The 23,533-nt window shown below is 38.7% G+C and carries 19 protein-coding genes; 13 read left to right on the forward strand and 6 right to left on the reverse strand.

The features are described from left to right. The first annotated feature begins 236 nt into the window (after positions 1 to 236). From ABXH34_RS03825 to rnt, 8 genes are all read left to right on the forward strand, one after another. The gene (locus tag ABXH34_RS03825) at positions 237 to 755 is read left to right on the forward strand and encodes a class I SAM-dependent methyltransferase (protein WP_353570541.1); all 519 of its coding nucleotides are present in this window, start codon (positions 237 to 239) and stop codon (positions 753 to 755) included. Between the two features lie 58 nt (positions 756 to 813). Next, entirely contained in the window at positions 814 to 2,415 is a 1,602-nt protein-coding gene (locus ABXH34_RS03830; RefSeq protein WP_353570542.1) for a DNA methyltransferase, read from the forward strand. A gap of 111 nt (positions 2,416 to 2,526) precedes the next feature. Beyond that, a complete protein-coding gene (ffh, locus tag ABXH34_RS03835) occupies positions 2,527 to 3,888 on the forward strand; it encodes a signal recognition particle protein (protein WP_353570543.1) in 1,362 nt (453 codons plus the stop codon). A 159-nt stretch (positions 3,889 to 4,047) separates the two neighbouring features. Continuing rightward, positions 4,048 to 4,665 (forward strand): DUF4398 domain-containing protein, encoded by a 618-nt coding sequence (locus tag ABXH34_RS03840; protein WP_353570544.1) that lies wholly within the window; start codon positions 4,048 to 4,050, stop codon positions 4,663 to 4,665. A 325-nt stretch (positions 4,666 to 4,990) separates the two neighbouring features. Beyond that, positions 4,991 to 5,500 (forward strand): TOL_0243 family YfiR-like periplasmic protein, encoded by a 510-nt coding sequence (locus ABXH34_RS03845; protein ID WP_353570545.1) that lies wholly within the window; start codon positions 4,991 to 4,993, stop codon positions 5,498 to 5,500. A gap of 52 nt (positions 5,501 to 5,552) precedes the next feature. After that, the gene (locus ABXH34_RS03850) at positions 5,553 to 10,541 is read left to right on the forward strand and encodes a sensor histidine kinase, YfiR-like protein-associated (protein ID WP_353570546.1); all 4,989 of its coding nucleotides are present in this window, start codon (positions 5,553 to 5,555) and stop codon (positions 10,539 to 10,541) included. Between the two features lie 12 nt (positions 10,542 to 10,553). Then, on the forward strand, positions 10,554 to 12,440 hold the full coding sequence (locus ABXH34_RS03855) for an ATP-binding protein (protein ID WP_353570547.1): 1,887 nt from the start codon (positions 10,554 to 10,556) through the stop codon (positions 12,438 to 12,440). 104 nt (positions 12,441 to 12,544) lie between these two features. Continuing rightward, positions 12,545 to 13,213 (forward strand): ribonuclease T, encoded by a 669-nt coding sequence (gene rnt, locus ABXH34_RS03860; RefSeq protein WP_353570548.1) that lies wholly within the window; start codon positions 12,545 to 12,547, stop codon positions 13,211 to 13,213. A 27-nt stretch (positions 13,214 to 13,240) separates the two neighbouring features. On the opposite strand, the gene queD is transcribed toward rnt, so the two are convergent. Beyond that, positions 13,241 to 13,597 carry a 6-carboxytetrahydropterin synthase QueD gene (queD, locus tag ABXH34_RS03865; RefSeq protein WP_353570549.1) on the reverse strand — a complete coding sequence of 119 codons (357 nt, stop codon included), beginning with the start codon at positions 13,595 to 13,597 and terminating at the stop codon, positions 13,241 to 13,243. Positions 13,598 to 14,272: 675 nt separating this feature from the next. On the opposite strand from queD, the gene ABXH34_RS03870 reads away from it, so the two are divergent. The 5 genes from ABXH34_RS03870 (at position 14,273) to ABXH34_RS03890 (ending at position 19,156) form a co-directional block, all read left to right on the forward strand. Then, positions 14,273 to 14,458: a hypothetical protein gene (locus ABXH34_RS03870; RefSeq protein WP_353570550.1), complete on the forward strand. Its 186-nt coding sequence runs from the start codon at positions 14,273 to 14,275 to the stop codon at positions 14,456 to 14,458. Positions 14,459 to 14,705: 247 nt separating this feature from the next. Next, on the forward strand, positions 14,706 to 15,032 hold the full coding sequence (locus tag ABXH34_RS03875; RefSeq protein ID WP_353570551.1) for a hypothetical protein: 327 nt from the start codon (positions 14,706 to 14,708) through the stop codon (positions 15,030 to 15,032). A gap of 259 nt (positions 15,033 to 15,291) precedes the next feature. Continuing rightward, positions 15,292 to 15,483: a hypothetical protein gene (locus ABXH34_RS03880; RefSeq protein ID WP_353570552.1), complete on the forward strand. Its 192-nt coding sequence runs from the start codon at positions 15,292 to 15,294 to the stop codon at positions 15,481 to 15,483. Beyond that, positions 15,443 to 16,993 (forward strand): Aq_1262 family (lipo)protein, encoded by a 1,551-nt coding sequence (locus tag ABXH34_RS03885; RefSeq protein ID WP_502710395.1) that lies wholly within the window; start codon positions 15,443 to 15,445, stop codon positions 16,991 to 16,993. The genes ABXH34_RS03880 and ABXH34_RS03885 overlap by 41 nt, the downstream gene beginning before the upstream one ends. Before the next feature lie 354 nt (positions 16,994 to 17,347). Next, positions 17,348 to 19,156 carry a DEAD/DEAH box helicase gene (locus ABXH34_RS03890; RefSeq protein WP_353570554.1) on the forward strand — a complete coding sequence of 603 codons (1,809 nt, stop codon included), beginning with the start codon at positions 17,348 to 17,350 and terminating at the stop codon, positions 19,154 to 19,156. Positions 19,157 to 19,773: 617 nt separating this feature from the next. Here ABXH34_RS03890 and ABXH34_RS03895 read toward each other — a convergent pair. The 5 genes from ABXH34_RS03895 to ABXH34_RS03915 all read right to left on the reverse strand — a co-directional run bounded on the left by ABXH34_RS03895 (position 19,774) and on the right by ABXH34_RS03915 (position 23,476). Further along, positions 19,774 to 20,148, reverse strand: coding sequence for a PALP domain-containing protein (locus ABXH34_RS03895; RefSeq protein ID WP_353570555.1), 375 nt, complete (start codon positions 20,146 to 20,148; stop codon positions 19,774 to 19,776). A 35-nt stretch (positions 20,149 to 20,183) separates the two neighbouring features. Continuing rightward, a complete protein-coding gene (locus ABXH34_RS03900; protein WP_353570556.1) occupies positions 20,184 to 20,381 on the reverse strand; it encodes a hypothetical protein in 198 nt (65 codons plus the stop codon). Positions 20,382 to 20,421: 40 nt separating this feature from the next. Beyond that, a complete protein-coding gene (locus tag ABXH34_RS03905; RefSeq protein ID WP_353570557.1) occupies positions 20,422 to 20,658 on the reverse strand; it encodes a hypothetical protein in 237 nt (78 codons plus the stop codon). A 116-nt stretch (positions 20,659 to 20,774) separates the two neighbouring features. Then, on the reverse strand, positions 20,775 to 21,566 hold the full coding sequence (locus ABXH34_RS03910) for a cysteine hydrolase family protein (RefSeq protein WP_353570558.1): 792 nt from the start codon (positions 21,564 to 21,566) through the stop codon (positions 20,775 to 20,777). Between the two features lie 2 nt (positions 21,567 to 21,568). Continuing rightward, positions 21,569 to 23,476: a DUF945 family protein gene (locus tag ABXH34_RS03915; RefSeq protein ID WP_353570559.1), complete on the reverse strand. Its 1,908-nt coding sequence runs from the start codon at positions 23,474 to 23,476 to the stop codon at positions 21,569 to 21,571. Between the last annotated feature and the right edge of the window lie 57 nt (positions 23,477 to 23,533).

Here is a 23,533-nt window from a genome sequence, read left to right on the forward strand (position 1 = left end):
GATGTGCATCCCGGACATTACACTATGATGGGACACGCCTTAATCCAAGCAATTAAAGATGTTTTGCAGGATCAAGCCACTGATGAAATACTTGCAGCATGGAAAACCGCTTATTATTATCTAGCTGACCAGTTAATTGAACGTGAGCGTGCGTTGTCAACGAAACAAGAATTATGAGACTTTTAATCTAGGCAAGGATCACAGTTAAGTTGCATAATGATATAAGGAGAAAATAGTTGGTACGTCTAAATTTAGGCTGTGGAAATAAAATTTTATCTGACTATATTAATGTTGATGTTGCGCCCAGTCGTGATGGAAAAAAACCTGATGTATTATGCGATTTACATAAGCTAGTGCCTTTTGAAGATAATTATGCGGATGAAATTCTAGCGGTGCATGTTATAGAGCACTTTTGGCGTTGGGAAGTTGTTGATATTTTAAAAGAATGGATCAGAGTATTAAAGCCTAATGGTAAAATGATACTTGAGTGTCCTAATCTGGTTTCAGCCTGTGAAGAATTATTAAAAAACCCTGATTTACATGCGGGTTCAGGCAAAGAAGGACAACGTTCAATGTGGGTATTTTATGGTGATCCTAAGCATCAAGACCCGTTGATGATACATCGCTGGGGTTATACACCACACAGTTTGGCTATGGTTATGCATGAGGCGGGCTTAACTGATTTATGTAAAGAGCCCGCGCAATTTAAATTAAGAGAGCCTAGAGATATGCGCATAACAGGTATAAAACCTTAATTGATATGAATATTTTGCACATGATTTATGTTTGGCTAATTAATCAAGAATCGTTTTTATGACAAATAAACTTTATTTAGGCGATTGTTTAGATGTATTACGCAATGAATTGGAAATTAAGCCCGAGTCAGTGGATTTGATTTATATTGATCCGCCATTTAATTCTAAACGTAACTACAATGTGTTTTTCGATGATAGCGAGCTTCAAACTCAGCGTATGGCGTTTGAGGATACGTGGTCGTTGCATAATGTCAGTCAGTCTTTGACGGAATTGGATACGATTCAGCATGATAAGTTGTTAAATTTATTGAATGTATATCGTGATATTGCCCCACATGTTTTTCCCTATCTAGTGATGATGACGCTGAGAATTATCGAGTTGCACAGGGTTTTAAAACCCACAGGCAGCTTTTATTTACATTGTGATCCGACAGCAAGCCATTATTTAAAAATAGTTTGTGACGCAATTTTTTGGGCGAAAAACTTTAAAAATGAAATTATTTGGAGACGTTATGGCTCTCATAATGATGTTGGCCAAGGCTCAAAACATTTTGGAAGGGTTCATGATATTATATTTTTTTACACAAAGAACGAATCTCCAACTTGGAATCAGGTTTTTACACCATTAGCTCCTGAATATATTGAGAAAACTTATAAAAATATAGAGCCAGATACAGGTCGCCGCTTTACAACTACTCCATTAACAGCTCCTGGTGGAGCAGAAAAAGGTAATCCTGTTTTTGAATGGAATGGTCATACAAGGGCATGGCGTTATAATAAAAAAAGAATAGAAGAGCTAGATAAACAAGGTCTTTTGCACTATTCCAAAACAGGATACATTCGTCAAAAATTATATTTAGAGAATTCTAAAGGGGTGCCTGTTCAAGATGAGTGGACAGATATACCAGCACTTTTAGGTTCTCATAAAGAACGCCTTGGCTATCCCACACAAAAACCCAAAGCTTTACTTGAACGAATTATTCAAGCGAGTTCCAATGAAGGTGACGTAGTTTTAGATGGATTTTGTGGCTGTGGTACATCGATTGATGCGGCGGAAAGTCTCAATCGAAAATGGATAGGAATTGACATTGCACCTTTTGCCGTTTCCCTGATTAAACGCCGTTTACAAGATACTTATGGCGATGACTTAAATAAATTTGAAATACGCGGCACACCCACTGACGCTGCCAGCGCAATCAAACTATGGGAGCAAAACCAATTTGCATTTGAAGACTGGTGGCTAACAGAATTAGAAGTCTTTGCAACCACTTACGGCAGAAAAGGTGCGGACAAAGGCATTGACGGCATCGGACAATATTTAATCCCCAAATCCGACAAATCCATACGAGTCGCATTCCAAGTCAAAGGCGGCAAAGTACAATCCAAAGATATTGATGCACTGATGGGTGTTGTCGCATTAGAAAAATATGATATGGGCATACTTTTAACTCGTCATAACCCAACTAAACCGATGCTAAACAAAGCAGCTCAAGCAGGTTTACTCAAAACCAACTATGGTTATACTTACCCTAAAATTCAAATCATGACATTAGATGAATTTTTCTCAGGTAAACAGCTAAACTTACCAAAAGACAACATCACATTTAAAAGTGCAGCAACCACAGGCAAAGCAAGTCAACAAAAAAGCCTATTTGGCTAACTATCATTCAATTCATTATTAACTTTTTGAATGACCGCGGTATTGCTATAATACAATTAATAACGGTAAAAATGTTTATAGAGAGCTATCTCGAGGTGACAGGTAACACAGATGTTTGATAATTTAACCGAACGCTTAAGTTCAACCTTTAAAAATTTGAGTGGCCAAGGCCGCTTAACTGAAAAAAATATCAAAGAAGCCTTACGTGAAGTACGCATGGCTTTACTCGAAGCTGATGTTGCCTTACCTGTAGCAAAAGCCTTTATTGACAAAGTGCGTGAACAAGCCGTCGGTAAAGATGTTTTAGAAAGCCTTACCCCCGGTCAAGAATTAATTCGTGTGGTTCGTGATGAATTGACCTCATTAATGGGTGAAAAAAATGACGAACTGGATTTAAATGGTCGTCCACCTGTTGTGGTTTTGATGGCAGGTTTACAAGGCTCTGGTAAAACCACCTCAGTCGCGAAACTATCCCGCTGGCTCATTGAACGTCAACAAAAGAAAGTATTAGTCGTCAGTTGTGACATTTACCGCCCCGCCGCGATTCAACAATTAGAAACCCTTGCCGAACAAGTCCAAGCCGATTTCTTCCCCAGTGATATTACCCAAAAACCTGTTGATATTGCTAAAGCCGCACTCCATCACGGAAAACAAAAATTCTATGATGTTATTTTAGTCGATACCGCAGGCCGTCTGCATATTGATGACGAAATGATGGGCGAGATCAAACAATTGCACGCGGCAATTCAGCCCCATGAAACCTTATTTGTGGTTGACAGCATGACAGGTCAGGATGCGGCCAATACAGCTAAAGCATTCAATGATACGCTTCCGCTCACAGGGGTGATTTTAACCAAAACTGATGGTGATGCGCGTGGTGGTGCTGCCTTATCTGTACGTCATATTACAGGTAAACCGATTAAATTTATTGGTATTGGTGAGAAAACCGATGCACTAGAACCCTTTTACCCTGATCGTTTAGCATCTCGTATCATTGGTCAAGGTGACGTTTTAAGTCTGATTGAAGAAGCTGAACGTAGTGTTGATAAAAAGGAAGCCAAGAAGCTTGTTAATAAGCTGAAAAAAGGCAAAGGCTTTGACTTAGAAGATTTTCGTAATCAACTGGTTCAAATGCGCAATATGGGTGGTGTCGCAAGCTTAATGGACAAATTGCCAGGTATGGGGCAAGTACCACAACAAGCTAAAGAACAAGTCAATGATAAAGACTTTAAGCGCATGGAAGCCATCATCAACTCTATGACCTTACAAGAAAGACGTGCACCTGCTCTGATTAAAGGCTCACGTAAAAAGCGGATTGCACTCGGTTCTGGCACACAAGTGCAAGATGTCAATCGTATGCTGAAACAATTTAATCAAATGCAGAAGATGATGAAGCAAATGACTAAAAAAGGTGGCATGGGTCGGATGATGAAAGGTTTAAAAGGTAAATTACCACAAGGCCTACCATTCTAAACTGCAAATTGTCATGTTTAAGCGGTTAATATAGACTTGGTGTTTTGCGTCATACATATAACAAAAAATATCCGTATCTTGACAGTTAAAACATAACACGCTAGCTTGGTGTATCAAAAGCCCTATTTGTTATATATGAGAAATGGAGAGGAGAGACATATGTCACAATTAAGGGTGGTTATCTTATTTTTAGTTGGTTTTTTAATCAGTTGCACGGGTATACCAACCCAAGAAATGAGTGATGCACGGCAGGCACTAAAAGCGGCCCACAAAGCCCATGCAGATTATTATGTCCCTGAAAACATTGCACAAGCACAAGATACACTTGACCAAGCAGAGCACGCATTATCTCAAAGTCAATTTAGTAATGCACGTAGCAATGCCTTACTAGCCAAAGAGCAAGCAGTCAAAGCGTATGAAATGTCGGTTGCAGTTGACCAAGCAAAGGTAATTTGGCAAGAAATTGCTTTTTTAACTTATGATAAGGATATCAACTTATTATTTAAAAAAGCCAAACAATTTGCCGAACAAGGTGATGTCAGTCAAACCTTATATTTTGCTTCACAAGTGCATGAAGAAGGTGAAAAGACCTTAAATCGTATCTACTTAGGGCAAGCAGGACATATTTTGAAAAAAGTGCAAGCACAACGTCACTCACTAGACGATAAAGAATTAACAACGCTAAATCAAGCAGAATTAGCTTATGTGAATGAGGCAGGGAAAAAAGCATATCATTTAATTTTTAAGCTTTATAATCAACACTTTCTCAGTCACTAGTATAAAATGAAAAACTTAATGTATATTTAAAAAAAGCAACTTATCTTGCAACTTTTACACTTTAGCCATAATGTCCTAGTTTATTTTGTAAAAAGGCTATATAAATATAATAACAAATTGATACTTTTTTAATATAAAGTTAAAACGTTGATGCTCTCCAATGAAATAATAGCAATACTTAAATGCCGATAGGCAGATTGGTGTAATTTTAGCAAACAGCTATATTTAGTTAGCTAAATGATGAGTATGATGAATAGGCCTCAATGCCATGAAAATAAATCGATTTAATTTAAAGTATATAAGCTGCATTATACTGGTCTTGTCTATGCTCATGACTTATAGTCAAAGTTATGCAGTGCCTCCAGCTGCCAAAGAATATCAAATTAAAGCTGTGTTTTTGTTTAATTTTGTTAATTTTGTTTCTTGGCCTAGGAGTGCATTTGATAATAAATCAGAGCCTTTCAGTATTTGTGTCATAGGTACAGACCCCTTTGGCATTTATTTGGACTTTACGACTGAAGGACAAACCGCTAAGGGTGGTCGTGGACTGAAAATAAAAAGACTCAAAGATAATGTACAAGATATTAGAAATTGTCATATTTTATTTATCAGTGATTCAGAACAAAATAATTTAAATACCATTCTTGAGAAAACCCGTGATTTAGCGATTTTGACTGTGAGTGATATTGATAATTTTGTTAAGAAAGGCGGTATGGTAAAATTTTTTAGTCGTAATAATAAAATCCGTCTAGGCATTAACCCAGACGCAATTAAAGCCGAAGGTTTAATAGCCAATGCCAATCTATTAAATCTATCCCAAATCATCCGACCGTGATATGCAATGCGTAGAGCCAAGTATTAGGGTAAGTTAACCACATGAGTTTATTATGAAAAACTTTGCAGATTTATCTATCAAGCGCAAACTAATTCTTATTACCATGCTGGTCAATGTTGTTGCTTTACTAGCTGCATCGGGCTTTTTTGCTGCCAATGAAGTTGCTTCATTACGCAGTGCAATGGTGAGAGATTACAAAGTATTAGCCGAAGTTATTGGTTCAAACTGTGTGGCTTCACTGATGTTTTTTGAGTCTGAATCTGCTGAAAAAACCTTAGGCGCATTGATTGCTGAGCCTCATGTCACAGGGGCGGTGATTTATGACCGCTTTGGTGAAGTCTTTGCCCGTTATCAACGAAAGGGCATCTCTCACTTTGAAGCCCCCCAAAGACAAGAAGATGGACATCATTTTGAATCGAACCGCCTCGTTATTTTTCAGCCTATTAACTTTAACAATAGTAATGTTGGAACGGTTTTTATTGAATCGGATTTAGAAAGGATTAACCAGCTTTTACTTGAATATGTTGTAATTATTTTCGGCATCCTCTCCATTACCTCACTCCTTGCATTTTTCCTCACTACCCGCCTTCAAAGTCTGATTTCGCGCCCTATTTTGCATCTGGTTGAAACCACTGACGCTGTGAGCAAAGGTAATGACTATGCGGTGCGAGCACAACGCTATGGCCGTGATGAACTAGGACAACTGGTTGATGGTTTTAACGAAATGTTGGCGCAAGTACAACGCCGAGATGAAATGCTCGCCCGACATCGAGAACATTTAGAAGACCAAGTTAAATTACGTACCGCTGAACTGTCTAAAATGAATTTAGATTTAGAACAGACCATCGAAGATTTACAAGAGGCTAAAGAAGCAGCTGAAGTGGCAAGCAAGGCCAAAAGTGAATTCTTAGCCAATATGAGCCATGAAATTCGCACCCCTATGAATGCAGTTATTGGTATGACAGGTTTGTTGGCCGATACTGAATTAAACTCTGAGCAACGCGATTTTGTTGAAACCGTGCGCACCAGTAGTGATGCTTTATTAGCCTTAATCAATGATATCTTAGATTTTTCCAAAATTGATGCAGGAAAACTAGAATTAGAACAACATCCATTTAGCATTCGAGAATGTGTTGAAGCGGCATTAGATTTAGTCACATCACGTGCCAGTGAAAATGGTTTGGAGTTAGCTGCCTCATTTGATAAGCACTTACCCACTAATTTATCTGGTGATGTTACACGATTACGCCAAATCTTAGTGAATTTGCTCAGTAATGCGGTGAAATTCACTGAGCAAGGCGAAGTCGTAGTTGATGTATCGGGTTCATTGCATCTCGATGGTCAAATTGAATTGTACTTTGCGGTCAAAGATACAGGTATTGGTATTCCTATTGAGCGTATGGATAGATTATTCCGTTCATTTAGCCAAGTTGATGCGTCAATGACCCGCAAATATGGTGGGACAGGTCTTGGTTTGGCGATTAGTAAACATTTATGTGAGTTGATGGGCGGCCGCATGTGGGTTGCGAGTGAAATGGATAAAGGCTCAACTTTCTACTTTACCATTATTGCTGATCCATTAAGTGATGAAGCTGAAAAAGATAAATTGCAAGATTCTCGTGCTGAGTTACAAGGCCAACGAGTGTTGGTTGTCGATGATAACCATACCAACCGCCGTATTTTAAATTTGCAATTACATCATTGGGGTATGGAAGCAATTGAAGCCATGTCAGGTGAAGAGGCATTAAAGCAACTGAATGAGCATGATAAGCATAAATTCAGCTTAGCTATTTTAGATATGCAAATGCCTGTGATGGATGGAATGACTTTGGCTCGGCAAATTCGTAAACAATATAGTGCCAATGAATTGCCATTAGTGATGTTGACATCATTGGGTAGGCAGCAAGCTGACATTGATATGAATTTATTTGCAGCCTATCTCAATAAGCCAGTTAAATCCTCTCAACTCTTTGATTGTTTGATTGATATTTTTGCACATAACATGATTCATCCCAAATCTAGAATAGGTCTTAAAACTGGGCTTAAAACCAATAATACAGGTTTATTGGCAGATGAGAAACCGTTGCGTATTTTATTGACCGAAGATAATTTAACCAATCAAAAAGTTGCCATACTACTGCTTGATCGTATGGGCTTTAGTGCGAAAAAAGGCATGGCAGTGGATATTGCCAATAATGGTGCTGAAGCGGTAGATGCTGTTAAGCGGCAACAATACGATGTAATTTTAATGGATGTACAAATGCCTGTGATGGATGGGTTCGAGGCAACCAAACAGATTCGAGAGCATTGCAATACGCCAGAAACACGACCTTATATTGTAGCAATGACTGCCCATGCACTACGAGGTTATCGAGAAAAATGTTTAGAGGCGGGTATGGATGATTATGTTACAAAACCTATACGCCCAGAAGATTTAGCAGCCGGATTAAGACGTTGTCCGCGTGTCTTTAAAGGGGTCATTGTTCAAGAACAAGTGGTAGAAATTGTCAATGATGCTGCTGAAGTCAAACCAGCGGAAATAAAACCAGCAGATATAATGGAAGCAAGCTCACCACCAATAGCAGCAACGCCAACAACAGCCATACCAACCCAAGTTGATAAATTGGTTGAAGAAGTTAAAGAAGCCTTTATCAATCTTATTGGAGAAACTGAAGGCGAAATTGTGACTGAGCTGGTTACAACCTATTTGGATAGCAGCCAAGTACTTACACAGAATTTGTCCACAGCAATAGAGCAGCAAGACCCTAAATTGATCGAGCAAGCTTCTCACAGCTTAAAATCGAGTAGTGCCAGCTTAGGGGCGATGCAATTATCTGATATGAGCAAGGTGCTTGAAAAGCAAGGCCGTGCAGGTGATATGACTGAGGCAGATACTAGGGTCAATGCCTTATTACAAGAATATCAATATGTACGTCAGGCTCTAAACATCGTCATCGGTAAAGAACCTGAAGCTGTCAATGACACTGAGAATACAAGCAGCGAAGCTAAAGAAATATCACACACTTCTGCTCAACAACTGGCTCATGAAATTAAAGAAAGTCTCTCTGCATTGGTCGGCGGTGATGATCCTGAATTGTTTGAGGATTTATTAAGCTCTTATCAAGAAGAATCGGATAAATTAATTGTTGATTTAAATACGGCGATTCAAAATGCCGATGCTCAAGCCGTGTTACAAGCCTCACACAGTCTCAAATCAAGTAGCGGTAATCTTGGCTTAATGGCATTGGCTGATTTATGTACTCAATTAGAAACAAATGGTCGAACTGAAGAGTTGGCGGGTAGTGATGCCCTATATCAGCAAGTTTCTCAGCACTACCAACAAACGATTGAGGCGATTCAATACATCCTCCATCCTGAGCAAGCTGAACCAGGAATAACAATAGCTCCTGCTGCTTATGAATCCACTACCACAGTAGACGGTTTAATGCAGGATATTCAAGATGTATTGGTGGCACTGGTGGGTGAAGATGAACCTGAAATTGTCGCTGAGTTAGTTCAAACTTATATTGAAGATGCTGAGCCTTTAATGGTGGATATACGCAAAGCGATTCAACAGCAAGATGCAGCCAATCTTTCCGCCGCGACTCATACCTTGAAGTCCAGCAGTGGAAATTTAGGCGCAAATGCGATTGCTGAAGTCACTTTGCAATTAGAAACAGCGAGCAAAAATAATGAATTAGCACCTGTGGCTGGGTTGCTGCCTGCGTTGGAACAAGAATACCAGTTATTACGCCAAGCCTTAAGTAAGCTACTAGGAGAAGAGCCAGAATCGTTGGCCGATGGGCAAATCAATGAGATGGCTGACACTAAAGTAGAAAAAATCACAACACCACCGCCAATTATGGAAGCCATAGACAGTTCAAAAACGGTAGATTTAGCAGATTTTGATGCTGAATTGGCAGCGCACCGAAATGAACCTTCCATGCTGAATGCAGGCCGTGATCCTAGCGAAGTTACACTGCTTGTTGTCGATGACCAACCGTATGACACTTTGTTGCTCAGTACTTATTTGCGTGAAGAAGGCTATCAAGTTTTAACCGCGAATTCGGGGCAGGATGCCTTAAAACTAGTAATAGAAAAAGACCCAGACATTGTGCTATCTGATGTGATGATGCCCGGTATGGACGGATTTGAAGTGTGTACCAGAATCAAAGATCGTCCTGAAAGTGTGTTAACGCCCGTGGTATTGATTACGGCATTGGATGGACAAAACGACCGTATTAAGGGGATTCAAGCAGGTGCGGATGAATTCTTATCCAAACCGATCAATCGTGAAGAATTGATGGCGCGGGTGCGCTCATTATTGCGCTATCAGCTTGCTCGCTCTGAATTAGAAGAAGCTCAAAATGAACATCTTAAAGGCATGTTTAAACGCTACGTGTCTCCGAAATTAGTAGATGAAATTCTAACCCATCCAGATAAAGCAGAAGTGACCCTCGCTGACCAAAAAAATCGTTTAGATGCAGTGATTTTATTTGCAGATTTGCGTGGCTTTACCGCTATGTCGGAAATGCTAAAACCAACCGATGTGGTGAGCTTATTAAATGAATTCTTTACCATGCTGACAGAAGTTGGCTATCGTTATGATGGTACGATTTTTAACATGGCTGGTGACTGTTTATTGATTGGCTTTGGTGTCCCGTTCCATCAACAAGATGCACCAATTCGTTCTTTAGATGCCGCTATGGACATGCAAAAAGAATTTATCGCGTTAGACCACTCTTGGCGTGATACCTACGATGTTGATGTGGGCTTAGGGATTGGAATTAATAAAGGTGAATTGATTGTTGGTAATGTTGGATCACCTAACTATATGAATTATACCGTTATTGGTGATACTGTGAATGTAGCATCCCGTTTGGTCAGTATGGCAGACCGCGGAGAAGTGATTATTTCAGATTCAATGTTAACATCGATTCAGCATAATAGCTCAAGCCCTATAAGCTATAGTATTGAAGCCTTAGCTCCTGTAAGCTTAAAAGGTAAATCCCAACTACAACAAGTTTACCGAGTGGGTTAGCCACTACATACTATGAACAACATTGTCACTAATAAGTACATTATTACTGTAGGCTTTAGCATGGTATTGTTGCTATTGCTTGTGATTACCATCACAGGTTTGGCACGAATGCACGTATTAAAAACCCATGTCAATCAGATTGTCCAAGAAAATAATGTCAAAACCGAACTTGCATACCGTATGCTGGGTGCGGCAAGAGAGCGCGTTGTTTCATTGCAAATCATGTATTTAACCGATGATCCGTTTGTTAGAGAAGATGCTTACGCCCGATTCAATAGCTTGGCCAGTGATTTTATGCAAGCCCGCTCTGAATTACTGCGGATGCCTTTATCTAATAGCGAAACCGCTCTGATTAAGTATACATTCCCTTTGACCCGTGAAGCATCCATCAAACAGCAAGAATTTGCAGAATTGCTGATTGACGATCAAAAAACAGATATTCAAACCTTGATGAATCAGTATTTAATTCCTGTGCAACAAGCGGTACGTGAATCTCTATTTAAATTGGTTAAATTACAGCGGAACTCATCTAACCAAGCTTTTATTGAAACCATGAAAGTACATCGAGAAGGCTATCTTTTGGTGTTAATTTCAGGCATTTTAGGTGGAATACTCGGACTTGGAATTGCGGTTATCGTCTTCCGTCACATTAGTTGTACTGAAAAACAATTATTAGACGCGAAAAATGCAGCAGAAACGGCAAATACGGCCAAAACTGATTTTCTAGCTAATATCAGTCATGAATTGCGCACCCCACTGAATGCTGTTGTCAATATGAGCCATTTATTAATGGACACCAAATTGAACATTGAACAAAAAGATTTGGTAACAACGGTTAGTCAAAGTGGTGATGAGTTTTTACGCCTTATTGATAGCATTCTGGATTTTTCTAAAATTGAAGCAGGCAAATTGGTTTTACAGCCTAAAATTTTCAAATTAAAAAGCTTGATTGATGATTTGATGGAAACAACCCGCAACAAAGCTAAATTAAAACACCTCAGTTTAACCTTACTCTATGATAACCAAGCCCCTGAATGTTTGATTGGTGATATGGAGCGATTGCACCAAGTCTTGACCCATCTATTAGATAATGCCGTGAAATTTACTGAACAGGGTGAAGTTTTATTGTCATTAACAGCCCGTTCTATCACAGATAAATCAGAAGATATTAAGCATGCTAAAGAACAAATGGAGCTGTATATCACCATCAAAGATACAGGTGTTGGGATTCCAGTTGAAAGGCGTGAACGCTTATTCCAGCCTTTTACCCAAGCAGACACCTCTCGTACCCGTCGTCACGGTGGCACAGGGATTGGCTTGGCTTTATGCAAACAACTGTGTCAATTAATGGGCGGTACGTTGTGGGTTGAAAGTGAGGTTCATTACGGTACAATATTCCATTTAACCATTACTTTAGATACAGTCACAGATAAACATAAAGCCAATACAGCACATGTTGCTCCTATTTCACCTATTACTAGTTTGCGGATTCTATTAGTAGAAGATAATCAAACCAATCAAAAAGTAGCCCAATTGATACTGAGAAAATTAGGTTATGAAATTGATATTGTTAGCAATGGCTTAGAAGGTGTCGAGGCGGTTAATCAACATTTGTATGATATTGTTTTAATGGACATTCAAATGCCTGAGTTAGATGGTTTAGAAGCCACCCGCAAAATTTTAGATAGCTGGCCTACTGGGCAACGACCTTATATTATTGCAATGACTGCTCATGCCTTACAAGGCGACAGGGAAAAATGTTTAGCGGGAGGTATGGACGACTATATTGCTAAACCTGTTAAATTAGAAGAGCTTGAAGCCGCCATTGGCCGCTGGCAAGTTTGGACAATGAACCGTGAAACTAACACCCAAACTCGCCAAGAAATCCATACGTCTTAATTTTCTTTTGCTCAGATTTGACAATAACACCAATATAAAGCATAGTTTAGTCAAACTGCTTGCAATAGCTTCTTAGCCTTGATGCTCATCTAAAAAACGACTTTATGCCTATCTCAAATTATAATGATTCATCTTCTGATTCTGAAGTAACTTCTATTTCAAACCGTTTTCGAGGCTATTTGCCTGTTGTCGTTGATGTGGAAACTGCGGGTTTCAATCATCAAACCGATGCGTTGCTAGAAATTGCTGCGGTTTTATTACGTACCAATGAAAAAGGTGTATGGGAGCGAGATAAAAGTTATTTTTGTCACGTTACCCCGTTTGAAGGAGCTAACCTGGAAAAGGCGGCATTAGAATTTACAGGTATTGATCCATTTCATCCTTTCCGATTTGCGGTGTCAGAAGACGAAGCATTAAGAACTATTTTCCAACCGATTCGCCAAGCTTTGCGAGAAACCCATTGCACACGAGCGATTCTTGTGGGGCACAATCCTAGCTTTGATTTGAATTTTTTAAATGCAGCCGTTGGGCGTGCGCAGATTAAACGCAATCCTTTTCATCCTTTTAGCACTTTTGATACTGCAACCCTAGCAGGCTTAGCCTTTGGACAAACCGTATTGGCTAAAGCTGTGAGAGCCGCAGGCTTAGGTTGGGATGGTAAACAAGCCCATTCAGCTCAATATGATGCAGAGCAAACCGCTGATTTATTTTGTAAAATTGTTAATATGTGGGGTGATAAAGTCTCATTTAGAAACCAAGAAAATGTATTCTAAACGATAATACTATCCCTACAAGTAAACTTACTCACCACAATAAATACAGCCACTGGTGCAGGTTTCTTTGATTTCAATACGGCATAATTGAGGCAATGCAGGTTTTAAGTGTTGCCAAATCCAACGAGCAAGATTTTCACTAGTTGGATTTTCTAAACCCTCAACATCATTTAAGCAATGGTGGTCAAGCTGCTCATAAAAAGGCTTAAAAGCTTGTTTAATATCAGAAAAATCGATAATCCAACCCATTTCTTGATCTACCTCACCACCAACTACCAGTGTCACTTGAAATGAATGTCCATGTAAACGCCGACATTTGTGACCCTCTGGCACATTGGGCAAAAAGTGCGCGGCTTCGATGCTAAATTGCTTGTAAATTTCCATTAATTTTAATAGCTTAATCTCAAGAAAGGGCTGGGATTGTACTGAGTCCAAATTAAATTAGCAAGATTTAATTCAACATTGATGATGCACGCCATTGTTGAATTGGGATAAAACATTTTAGAATGAATTTAATTGACTAATCTATCAAGAATGGCTGCTAGAGAACCCATTTAACATCTGAAAAAAATAATGATTTTACATGACACAGAGCGTAGTAACTATAGTCAATTTCGTTTTGGGTGTTAAGACTGGTAGTCCTATTATTGTTTAAATATCAATCAGTTTTAAAGTCTAGGACTGCTAGTCCTATATCACTTTAAAGTAAAACAACTATAGTCATAATCATTTTGAAAAAATTGACTTTTCTTGTTCCAACAGCCGCCATTGAAATGCAGCCCAGACGCTCTGCGCCTCAGTGGTGAAAATATTATATATTGTAGATTTCAAAGCAATTCTATTTATTCATCAAAATGGCGAATATTTACTAAGTTTCATCAATGGTATATTAGATATTTCCAAGATTGAATCCCAACTACTAGCACTGAAATCGGCCAATTTTAATTTGCGTGAATTCCTCCTGACTCTGGTCAAATTGTTTCACCATAACGCCCATGAAAAAAATATTAGTCGTTGTATTTTGTTAAAATAAGCCATATATTGTGAAATCAGACTCAAATGAAGTCTTTATACAATTTATATCTATCTAGGGTTATTTTTGAATTGCAGGCTTTGATTGCTGACTATAAACAAGAACAGCCAAACTGCGAACTACTTGAAGAAATCGATTATTTAGCCGCACAGTTTGAAGTCGAAGCGATTGGCGAATTGTTAAAAGCCTATTTAAAGCTATCACCTCATTAATAATACCCACTAACACGCCACATCATGACAAGAAAAAATATCAATATATTTCATTATCTTAGACTATAAAAAACAGCATGACAATCAAAAAAACCGTGCAAAGTGAGTGATTTAAAACAGGCTATTTCAGGGTTGACGATGTGGTTAAAAAATAGGCAAATTATTTAAAATAACCTTGTTGATATATTGTGCTTTTCTAAATTGGCCTTAGATTTAGGTTTAGGGACAAATGTGGTATGGAAACACAATGAAACAGTTACCGAATCAATGGCAGCGATCAAATAAAAGCATCCGAGCCGTACAACTGGTTTTTGAGCTAAACAAATCTATTTCTGATACGATTCGTTATCAAGCGAATAAGCATGGTCTTAGCCCATCAGATCAAATTAGAACCGTTATTGGCCTTGAAACCAAATTACCTAAACGCCCTCGTCTAACAATTTCTCTGTCAGAAGAAGAATATATGATTTTGGCGCAGCGCTATAATGTTCCTGTTGACAATAAAACTGCCATTCGTGAAGCGATTGCTGATGAACTTATTGCATATTCTCAAAAGGTACAAAATAAAGCCTAAAAATGCTTATTCAGCACTTTGGCGCTAAAAACACATAAACTGCATTGATTTTTGCTCCGTTATCCCTCTCATGTTTAGCTCAAGCAAGTGCTATTTCTTGAAATTAATACGAGGTAGCAATCCAATTATAGTCAATTTCGATTTGTATGTTAGGACTGGCAGTCCTGTATCACTTTAAAATAAAACGACTATATCAATCAATTGTCATAAATTTATTTTATTATTGAGAATGCTTTTCATTTCTAATTGAGGGAACATTATGGGGCTTCAATTTCTCATTATTCCACTGTTAACCTATTTGCTTTTAGCCAGCAATAGTGCTGGCAGTAATAATAGCGTATCAGTTGCTAATAGCCTGAATATACAAACATCCAGTTTAAAAACCATGGTACTGCAAAATCAAACTGCTTATATTCCCTCACAAATGTTATACCAAAACCACATCAGATAATGGTCGGGTATTTAATTCTTGTTATAGCTGTCATCAAAAGCCCGTTGTGCCAAATTACACTGATGATTCCGATTTACAACTGGGTTATGACTTTATTGAATATGCGAAACAAAATCATTGGGCAAATTTATTTATTGATCGCAGTGAGGCTGTTGCCGCAATCAGCGATGTTGATATTTTGAACTATGTACGCACCAATAATTATCAAAATGCCAATAACGATTTAATTTTAGCCCGCCAACTGCAAAAAGTACCCACGGAATGGGATTTTAATAATGATGGCGTGTGGAATGGTTACATACCTGATTGTTATTATAATTTTGATGCAGAAGGCTTTGACCGCAATACTCAAGGCCAATATACGGGCTGGCGAGCATTTGGCTATTATCCATTTTTAGGCACATTCTGGCCAACCAATGGTTCAACCGATGATGTATTAATACGTTTGCCTGAATCTTTTCGTTTAACCCAACAAGGGTTTTATAGCCGTGAAGTGTATCAACTCAATTTTGCAATTATTGAGGCTTTGATTAAACAGAAAGATATTGCAATTCCTGAAACCAATGAAGCTTTGTATGGTGTGGATTTGAACAAAAATGCTCAATTGGATATCGCAACAAGTATTGTATATGACTGGGCACCATTGGAAGATCGCTATATGAGTTATGTAGGTATGGCTAAATTGGATTTAGAAGCAGGTACACAACACTTATCTACGGGCTTATTCCCCATTGGTACGGAGTTTTTACACAGTGTACGTTACATTGATGTCACTGACACAGGTAAAGTTCAGCTTGCAGCTCGGATGAAAGAATTACGTTATGCTAAAAAGACCTATTGGCAAAATTATGGACAGTTAGAAAATTTTGCTGCTAATGAATTTAAAGAAAAGCATGATTTTCCTGATCGAATTAAACAAGTATTAGGGGATATGGAACAAGGCATCAGCACCCGTTTAGGTTGGACTTATCAAGGTTTTATCGAAGATGCTGAAGGTCATTTGCGCCCACAAACCTATGAAGAACATGTATTTTGTGTTGCCTGCCATTCGACTGTCGGTGCAGTGACTGATACTGTGTATGCGTTTCCACGGAAATTTAGCACGGATACTGATGCAGAAGGTTGGTATCACTGGTCACAAAAAGATATGGTAGGCACACCTGAAGCTCAGCGTAAAGATGGGCAAGGAGAATACCAGTTTTATTTGTTGCAAAATGGTGCGGGTGATGAATTTCGGGCTAATACCGACGTGATTAATCAATTTTTCCATAGCGACGGTACGCCGAATACAGAAGCGATGCAAGCCATGAGTCAGGATATTAGTTTATTACTTTTTCCATCCGCCGCCCGAGCATTGCAGTTAAACAAAGCTTATCGAGTGATTGTGCAGGAACAGAGTTTTATTAATGGACGTGATGCAACTATAACGCCTCCCAACAATGTACATAAATCAGTTACTGAAAGGCAATCAACGGGTATTGAACAAGATTTAATTAATCGCTTAAAATAACTACCTCACCTTTAATGTAGGGTGGAATAGCGCAGTGTTTTCCAGCAAAATATGCGATACGCTTGGGATGGTGGAATACGGTGGGTGATTGTTTATCCATCAATTTAATATCAGCACCTATTTCACCTTACACAAAGTATATATTCCCAGCAATAAATAAAGCCATTTATATCATAAAATTAACCTTTTATAGGTCAAATACATAACAACTATGCCGATCGAAATAAATCAATGACGCTTAAATTATTCTCTGTTATGAACAATAATTAGGTATTTAAGCAGAAAATGATTGACTATTTCGCAGTAACCAGTACCCTGCTATCAGTTTCAAGTTGTTCATTTATAGGCTCATACATGTCCGCCACAATTACCGATTTTTCTCAGCTCGCACTTTCAGAACCTGTACTTCAAGCAGTGAAAGACGTAGGCTATGAAGAACCCTCCCCTATTCAAACCGCAGCAATTCCTCCATTACTCGAAAAGCGTGACTTAATTGGCCAAGCGCAAACAGGTACAGGCAAAACGGCTGCTTTCGCATTACCCTTACTTTCTCATATTGAATTAGGTAATCGTTATCCTCAAGTTTTGGTATTAACACCAACTCGTGAGCTTGCTATTCAAGTTGCCGAAGCCTTCCAACGCTACGCACGTCATTTACCCGAGTTCCACGTACTGCCAATTTATGGCGGTCAATCCATGCACCAACAATTACAACCATTACGCCGTGGGGTACATGTGATTGTCGGCACACCGGGTCGTATTGCTGACCATTTACGTCGTAAGTCATTAGATTTAACCAATTTAACTACTTTAGTCCTCGACGAAGCAGATGAAATGCTACGTATGGGCTTTATTGAAGAAGTCGAATGGATTATGGAACAAGCATCCAGCGACTATCAAACAGCGTTATTCTCAGCGACGATGCCAACTGCGGTGCGTAAAGTAGCTGATAAATACTTAAATAATCCAGTAGAAATCAAAATTAAAACCGCGACTTCCACTGTTAGCGCGATTCAACAGCGTTACTGGCTAGTCAGCGGTGTACATAAGCTTGATGCTTTAACTCGGATGTTAGAAGTTGAGCCTTTTGAAGGTATCATCATCTTTGTACGCACTAAGAGTGCAACTGAGGAATTAGCTGAAAAATTAGAAGCCCGTGGTTATGCGGCCTCAGCTCTTAATGGTGATATGAATCAGGCTATTAGAGAAAAAACGGTTGAAAAGCTTAAAAACGCCGAGATTGATATTATTGTTGCAACTGATGTCGCAGCACGTGGCTTAGATGTGCCTAGAATCAGTCACGTTATTAACTATGACGTACCTTACGACACTGAAACCTATGTGCATCGTATTGGTCGTACAGGTCGTGCTGGGCGTAAAGGCGAGGCAATTTTATTCGTAGCTCCGCGTGAAAAACGTATGTTACGCATGATTGAACAAGCCACACGCCAACCAATTGAACCGATGGGTCTACCTTCTCACGCTGAAGTCAGTGGACGACGTATTGACCGCTTTAAAGAGCAAATCAAAGATGTTTTAACTTCTGAAGATTTAGATTTTTTCCGCCAATTGGTTGATTCGTTCCAGCATGAAGATGAAATGGAATTAGGCGATATTTCAGCGGCGTTAGCCTTTCTTGCACAACGTGAACGTCCATTACAATTACCCAAAAATGCTAAAGAATATAATCCAACAGCAAGAGATGAAAATCATGTTGATTGGGTGACTTACCGTCTTGCTGTAGGTAAAGATGATGGGGTTGAACCGAAACATATTGTCGGTGCAATTGCTAATGAAGCGAATATGGAAAGCCGTTATATTGGGCAAATCCAATTTTTCCCTAGTCATACCACAGTCAAATTACCATTAGGTATGTCTCACGACGTATTGAATCATCTTAAAAAAGTGCGGGTATGTGGCAAGACTTTAGACATTGTGGAAGTTGAAGACGATGGTAGCGGTGATAGCCGACCTAGTAGAAGACCACGCCGGGGTGGTAGTAATGGCGGCGGCCGTAGTGGTGGCGGTGGTGGCAACCGTGGTAGTGGTGGCGGCGGTAGAGGTCGGGGCAATAGTGGCGGTGGTAGTAGTGGCGGTCCAAAACGTGACGGTGCGAATAGTGCTCGTAAACAAGGAAAACGTCCATTTAAAAGCAAATCATAACTAGCTGCTATTCATTGATGTAGCATATTTCGGGGAACATAGAGCTGATTTTATACCCATGGCTTGGTGAAGAAAACAGCTTCAGGTTCTTCGATCGTTATGTTTAGATATTACAATACGTCGGACAGTTTTTAGAAAATGCAAAACATTTTAAGAAGTTATAAATCCTATCATTCATTTGTAAGCCATTTATTTTTATTGCATATCTTAAAACACATCCGAACTATTGATACTATCACTCAGGTCATAAATCATTTTGCCGATAATTTTCTATTAAGTATTCAGCCTATTTTGGCCTTTCAAAAATCAATATAATCGTTTGAAAAATCACATGATAAGGCCTTTAAGTAAGCTCCTCCCAAAATCTATTACATAAGCCTCTTTTATGATCTTTGCTATCATCAATATGAAGGCGTGATTCTTAATCAAATCCAGAAATCATAAAAATATCATCAATAAATGATGTGGATTTTATATTCAAACTGCCTGAATGAATAGACTCCATAGCATCCAACTTTAAAGGTGATTAAACTGTTCTGAATAAGCAAATAATGCAGGCGCACCACCAGTATGCCAAAATAATACACGGTCTGTGGCCGTAATCTCGTTTGAGCGAATCATATCAATAAGTCCTCCCATGCCCTACCTGTATAAACTAGGTCTAACAAAATACCCTCAGTTTGAGCGGTGAGTATAATGGCCTCTTTTTCCAATTCCCCGATAACACCATAACCTGCCCCGACATAATGATTCTTTAAAATAAGGTCAGATTCTGTCAGTTCATGATTCAACTTTAATCGGCGAGCAGTACGGTTTGCAAGAGCCAGCACTTGTTGTAGAAAAGCGTGCTCAGCCGTTTCATCTTTATCAATATTAATTCCAACCACTTGATAATTTTGTTTAAAAACCTCTTTGCCTAACATCAAACCCGCCTGAGTGCCACCTGAGCTAGATGCAAAAACAATATGGGTAAATGCGTAGCTTCGTGTCATCAATTCTTTGGTTGCTTCGATAAATGCAATAGCCCCTAATTCATTTGAGCCACCATAAGGTATGATATAAGGTTTTTTCCTGCTGATTGTAGTTGCTCATATAATGCGGGAATATCTTCACCTTTGCGATGCTTTCCTGCCCAATGAATATGGCCACCCATCATTTTATCTAACAGTAAATTCCCTGAAATATTGCTAGGCTTTGAACCACCTAGAGCTAAATGGCATTCCAAATTTAATTGTGCTGCAGCGGCAACTGTTTGGCGGCAATGATTAGATTGTGCAGCCCCAGCAGTAATAAGTGTGTCGCACCCTTGAGCTATTTATTGTATCGCTAAGGATGTATTCTAGTTTGCGGGTTTTATTACCTCCTAATGCAAGCCCTGTTTGGTCATCGCGCTTCATGAATATTTTTGCGCCGCCCAGTACCTGACTTAAGTTTGAAAGCTCAACAATAGGGGTAGGAAAAAAGCCCAATGATATTTTGGAAATCTGCATGTCATTTGTCATTGTTTAACCTTTGTTATGAAGCTAAACTTGCTTAAGAATTATAGTTGTTTTTGCATCCATTATTTCAAGAGCGAAGGTCCGTAGTAAAGTTGATGTAACAACAGAGAACAAACTATTTACAATAGCATCTCAGTTGATTTCGCAACCTTCATGCCTCGAGCCTGCATGGCTTGCATAAATGCTTGAGCTAAATGTTCAAAACCTGCAACAGATGAAGTTGCATCTTCAATCAGTACTAATTTCTGAATCTCTTGAGGTTCTAAAAATTCAGCAATATCAGATACAGTGTTGGCGACACAATGTGATAATGCTTGGCCTGCAATCACAATCTTATCTGCATGTTTTAAAGCCGAAATTAATGCGGTATTCAAATGGGTGTTACTGTCTTCTGGATCGGATACATCAGCTTTAATTGCACTGTAGTGCTCTGTCCAAATGTTAGTGCCTTTAAGTACATAGTTCACCGTGGTTTGTTGGGTTTCCCAAGCATTCAGCTGCTGTGCAATCGGTTCAACAATCGTATGGCCTTTTTGCCCAATAAGACAATGTGGTGGCCAAACCACTAAATCATAACGCCCATTCTGTTTTAAAGCTTTAACATATTCACGCGCTCGGGTTTGAAATGTGGGCTTTGCTGCTTTCCAATGACCTGAGTTTATGTCTTGTTCAGAAATCAAGGTAAATGGTTCAGGATGTTCCCCTTTAGTATTAATCCAAAACGCAGGGTGCGCGATGTCAAACCAGTGATGTGAATCTAAAGTCACATGAATTGCTTGAATATATTGCAAATGACGCTCTAACATCGTCGCCAAGCGTAACGCATCCTGATCGGCATTCGGCACAAACAATTGCCCTTTAGGATCAGCAAAATCGTATTGTGGATCAATAATGAGAAACTGCAAGTTCATGCTTATTCTCCAATCGGCATTGATAACATCGTATTCATATACAATTGTAATACTGACACAATCATGTTGCTAGTAGGGTTATGACCTTTGAGTTGTCCCTCTTCTAAATCTATATCCAATGTCACTGTATAATACTCACCCTCATGCGTCACTTGACCAATTGTAGTCCATTGCTGAATCAATTCTGCTGCTTCTGATGGTTCAACTTCAAATAACTGACTGACGAGCTGATTGGCTTTATCTTGGGTAAATTTAAACTCTAGGTCAACGTTGCCTTTTAACGCAGAAATTAAATCAGTTTGACTCGGTAGTTGTGGAAGCTGTTCGCCATCAATATTTAAACTAATAGAGCCTGATAGTTTATTATGCTTTCCTAATTCGACACTAAACTTATTTCCTTTCTCTAAGCCTTGAACTTGAATATATGGAGATTGCTTAATTAATTTTGGGATCAGTTCCATTGATTTACTTAATAAAGCAAAACCAAATATAGATGGATCATCTTCATCACTTAAATTTTGGGTGAGCTGCTCGATAAATGTTTGTAATTCCACTAATGCAGCTACATCTAGCCGATTAATCGCAAACGCCAGTTTCGTATTTAACTTTTCGTCATCTGCAAAAATATTGGGTAATTCAAAATTGCTGATATTAATATTAAGGCTTGATTTAGCAAGGTCTGTTGTATTTTCTTCTAAATCTGAAACAATCGCGAGTTTCAAATCATCAAACTGCGTTGCAAAACCTTCAGCTTTAAATGCAGAACGACCTAAATGAAAAAAAGCATTGCTTAATTCTAAGCCTGATTCCTGTTTGGCAGAACGGCCATTGTATTCAAAATTTCTAGCCTCGATATGTAAAGCATCATCTTGATAATTATTGAAATTTACAGATGATTTATCAGGTTTCTCCACAGGTTTGCAGCTATTTTCACCTTTAAATCCAGCCTGATGTAAACTGAGTTGCTCAAATTTAACACTGGCTTCAAAAGGACGAAACGCCATCCAATTCACCAATGATGCAAAATCACTTTCATCATTGTCTAATAAGTCGATTAAACTGGTTTGTGGTGGTAAATTGATTAATTTAATATCCGTATCATGGGCTTTAAACTCAGCCGCAAAATCAAATAAATTAAATAATTCGTTTTCTGATTGAGATAAGGCTTTTTGATAACATAATTTGCCAATGGTGGTATTAAGTGCTGTGGGTAAATATTGTTCTGGTAACAGAGTGTTGCTCAGTTGGAAATATTCAACTGAGAGCATTCCCGAATCGGCCTCATTATCAAGTACCATTTCAGGTAAATTTAAAACTGTTTCTAACATAGGTTTGGCATTATCTGGGTTTAAACCATAATTGGCGGACAAATCACTAGGGGAAAATTGATAAGTAAACGAATCTGGCTTATCAACAACCAAACCATTGATATCCATTTCAGCTTGCCAAGTTGTAAATTTAGGATTAAATCCGATTGCTCCACTTAAGCCATTCCAATCAATGGTGCTTAATTCATGATCTTTTGAGCTACGATGCCAATGCGAGGGCATTTCAAATAATATTTCGCCACCACCATCTGCACCTAGTAAGCTTTCAATCCAAAAAGCAGGTAAAGAACCTAATACCTCATGATCTGGAAATTGTAGAAAAGAGTGTACTTCTGTAGAGACATCTAACTGTTCATTTTTTTTATGAATATTAGCGACTAAATTGGAAAAGTGTTGGGTAACAGAACTGAAATTTTGCCACAGGATTTGAGGAATATTTTGTTCAGCTTGGTCAGAAAGATCGTCAATCGCAATTTCTTGGCTAATTTGATGTTCAATAAAAATGGTTTGATCGCTGGCAAGGCTGTTAGCAGCTAAACTCCAAATACTACAGAAGAATAGAAAACGGGGTGATAATTTCATAACTGAGTCCTTTTAAGAGCAGTAAATGCAGTTTGCCATCTTTTTTATGATTTGTTA

Source organism: Candidatus Albibeggiatoa sp. nov. BB20, from assembly GCA_016744725.1.
Classification (GTDB): domain Bacteria; phylum Pseudomonadota; class Gammaproteobacteria; order Beggiatoales; family Beggiatoaceae; genus Albibeggiatoa.

Bases quoted from the DNA above. Each gene is read 5' to 3' on its own strand.
- ABXH34_RS03830 (WP_353570542.1), top strand. From the start codon at position 814: ATGACAAATAAACTTTATTTAGGCGATTGTTTAGATGTATTACGCAAT.
- ffh (WP_353570543.1), top strand. From the start codon at position 2,527: ATGTTTGATAATTTAACCGAACGCTTAAGTTCAACCTTTAAAAATTTG.
- ABXH34_RS03840 (WP_353570544.1), top strand. From the start codon at position 4,048: ATGTCACAATTAAGGGTGGTTATCTTATTTTTAGTTGGTTTTTTAATC.
- ABXH34_RS03845 (WP_353570545.1), top strand. From the start codon at position 4,991: ATGCTCATGACTTATAGTCAAAGTTATGCAGTGCCTCCAGCTGCCAAA.
- ABXH34_RS03850 (WP_353570546.1), top strand. From the start codon at position 5,553: ATGAAAAACTTTGCAGATTTATCTATCAAGCGCAAACTAATTCTTATT.
- ABXH34_RS03855 (WP_353570547.1), top strand. From the start codon at position 10,554: ATGAACAACATTGTCACTAATAAGTACATTATTACTGTAGGCTTTAGC.
- rnt (WP_353570548.1), top strand. From the start codon at position 12,545: ATGCCTATCTCAAATTATAATGATTCATCTTCTGATTCTGAAGTAACT.
- queD (WP_353570549.1), bottom strand. From the start codon at position 13,597: ATGGAAATTTACAAGCAATTTAGCATCGAAGCCGCGCACTTTTTGCCC.
- ABXH34_RS03870 (WP_353570550.1), top strand. From the start codon at position 14,273: ATGAAGTCTTTATACAATTTATATCTATCTAGGGTTATTTTTGAATTG.
- ABXH34_RS03875 (WP_353570551.1), top strand. From the start codon at position 14,706: ATGAAACAGTTACCGAATCAATGGCAGCGATCAAATAAAAGCATCCGA.
- ABXH34_RS03880 (WP_353570552.1), top strand. From the start codon at position 15,292: ATGGGGCTTCAATTTCTCATTATTCCACTGTTAACCTATTTGCTTTTA.
- ABXH34_RS03890 (WP_353570554.1), top strand. From the start codon at position 17,348: ATGTCCGCCACAATTACCGATTTTTCTCAGCTCGCACTTTCAGAACCT.
- ABXH34_RS03895 (WP_353570555.1), bottom strand. From the start codon at position 20,148: ATGACACGAAGCTACGCATTTACCCATATTGTTTTTGCATCTAGCTCA.
- ABXH34_RS03905 (WP_353570557.1), bottom strand. From the start codon at position 20,658: ATGACAAATGACATGCAGATTTCCAAAATATCATTGGGCTTTTTTCCT.
- ABXH34_RS03910 (WP_353570558.1), bottom strand. From the start codon at position 21,566: ATGAACTTGCAGTTTCTCATTATTGATCCACAATACGATTTTGCTGAT.
- ABXH34_RS03915 (WP_353570559.1), bottom strand. From the start codon at position 23,476: ATGAAATTATCACCCCGTTTTCTATTCTTCTGTAGTATTTGGAGTTTA.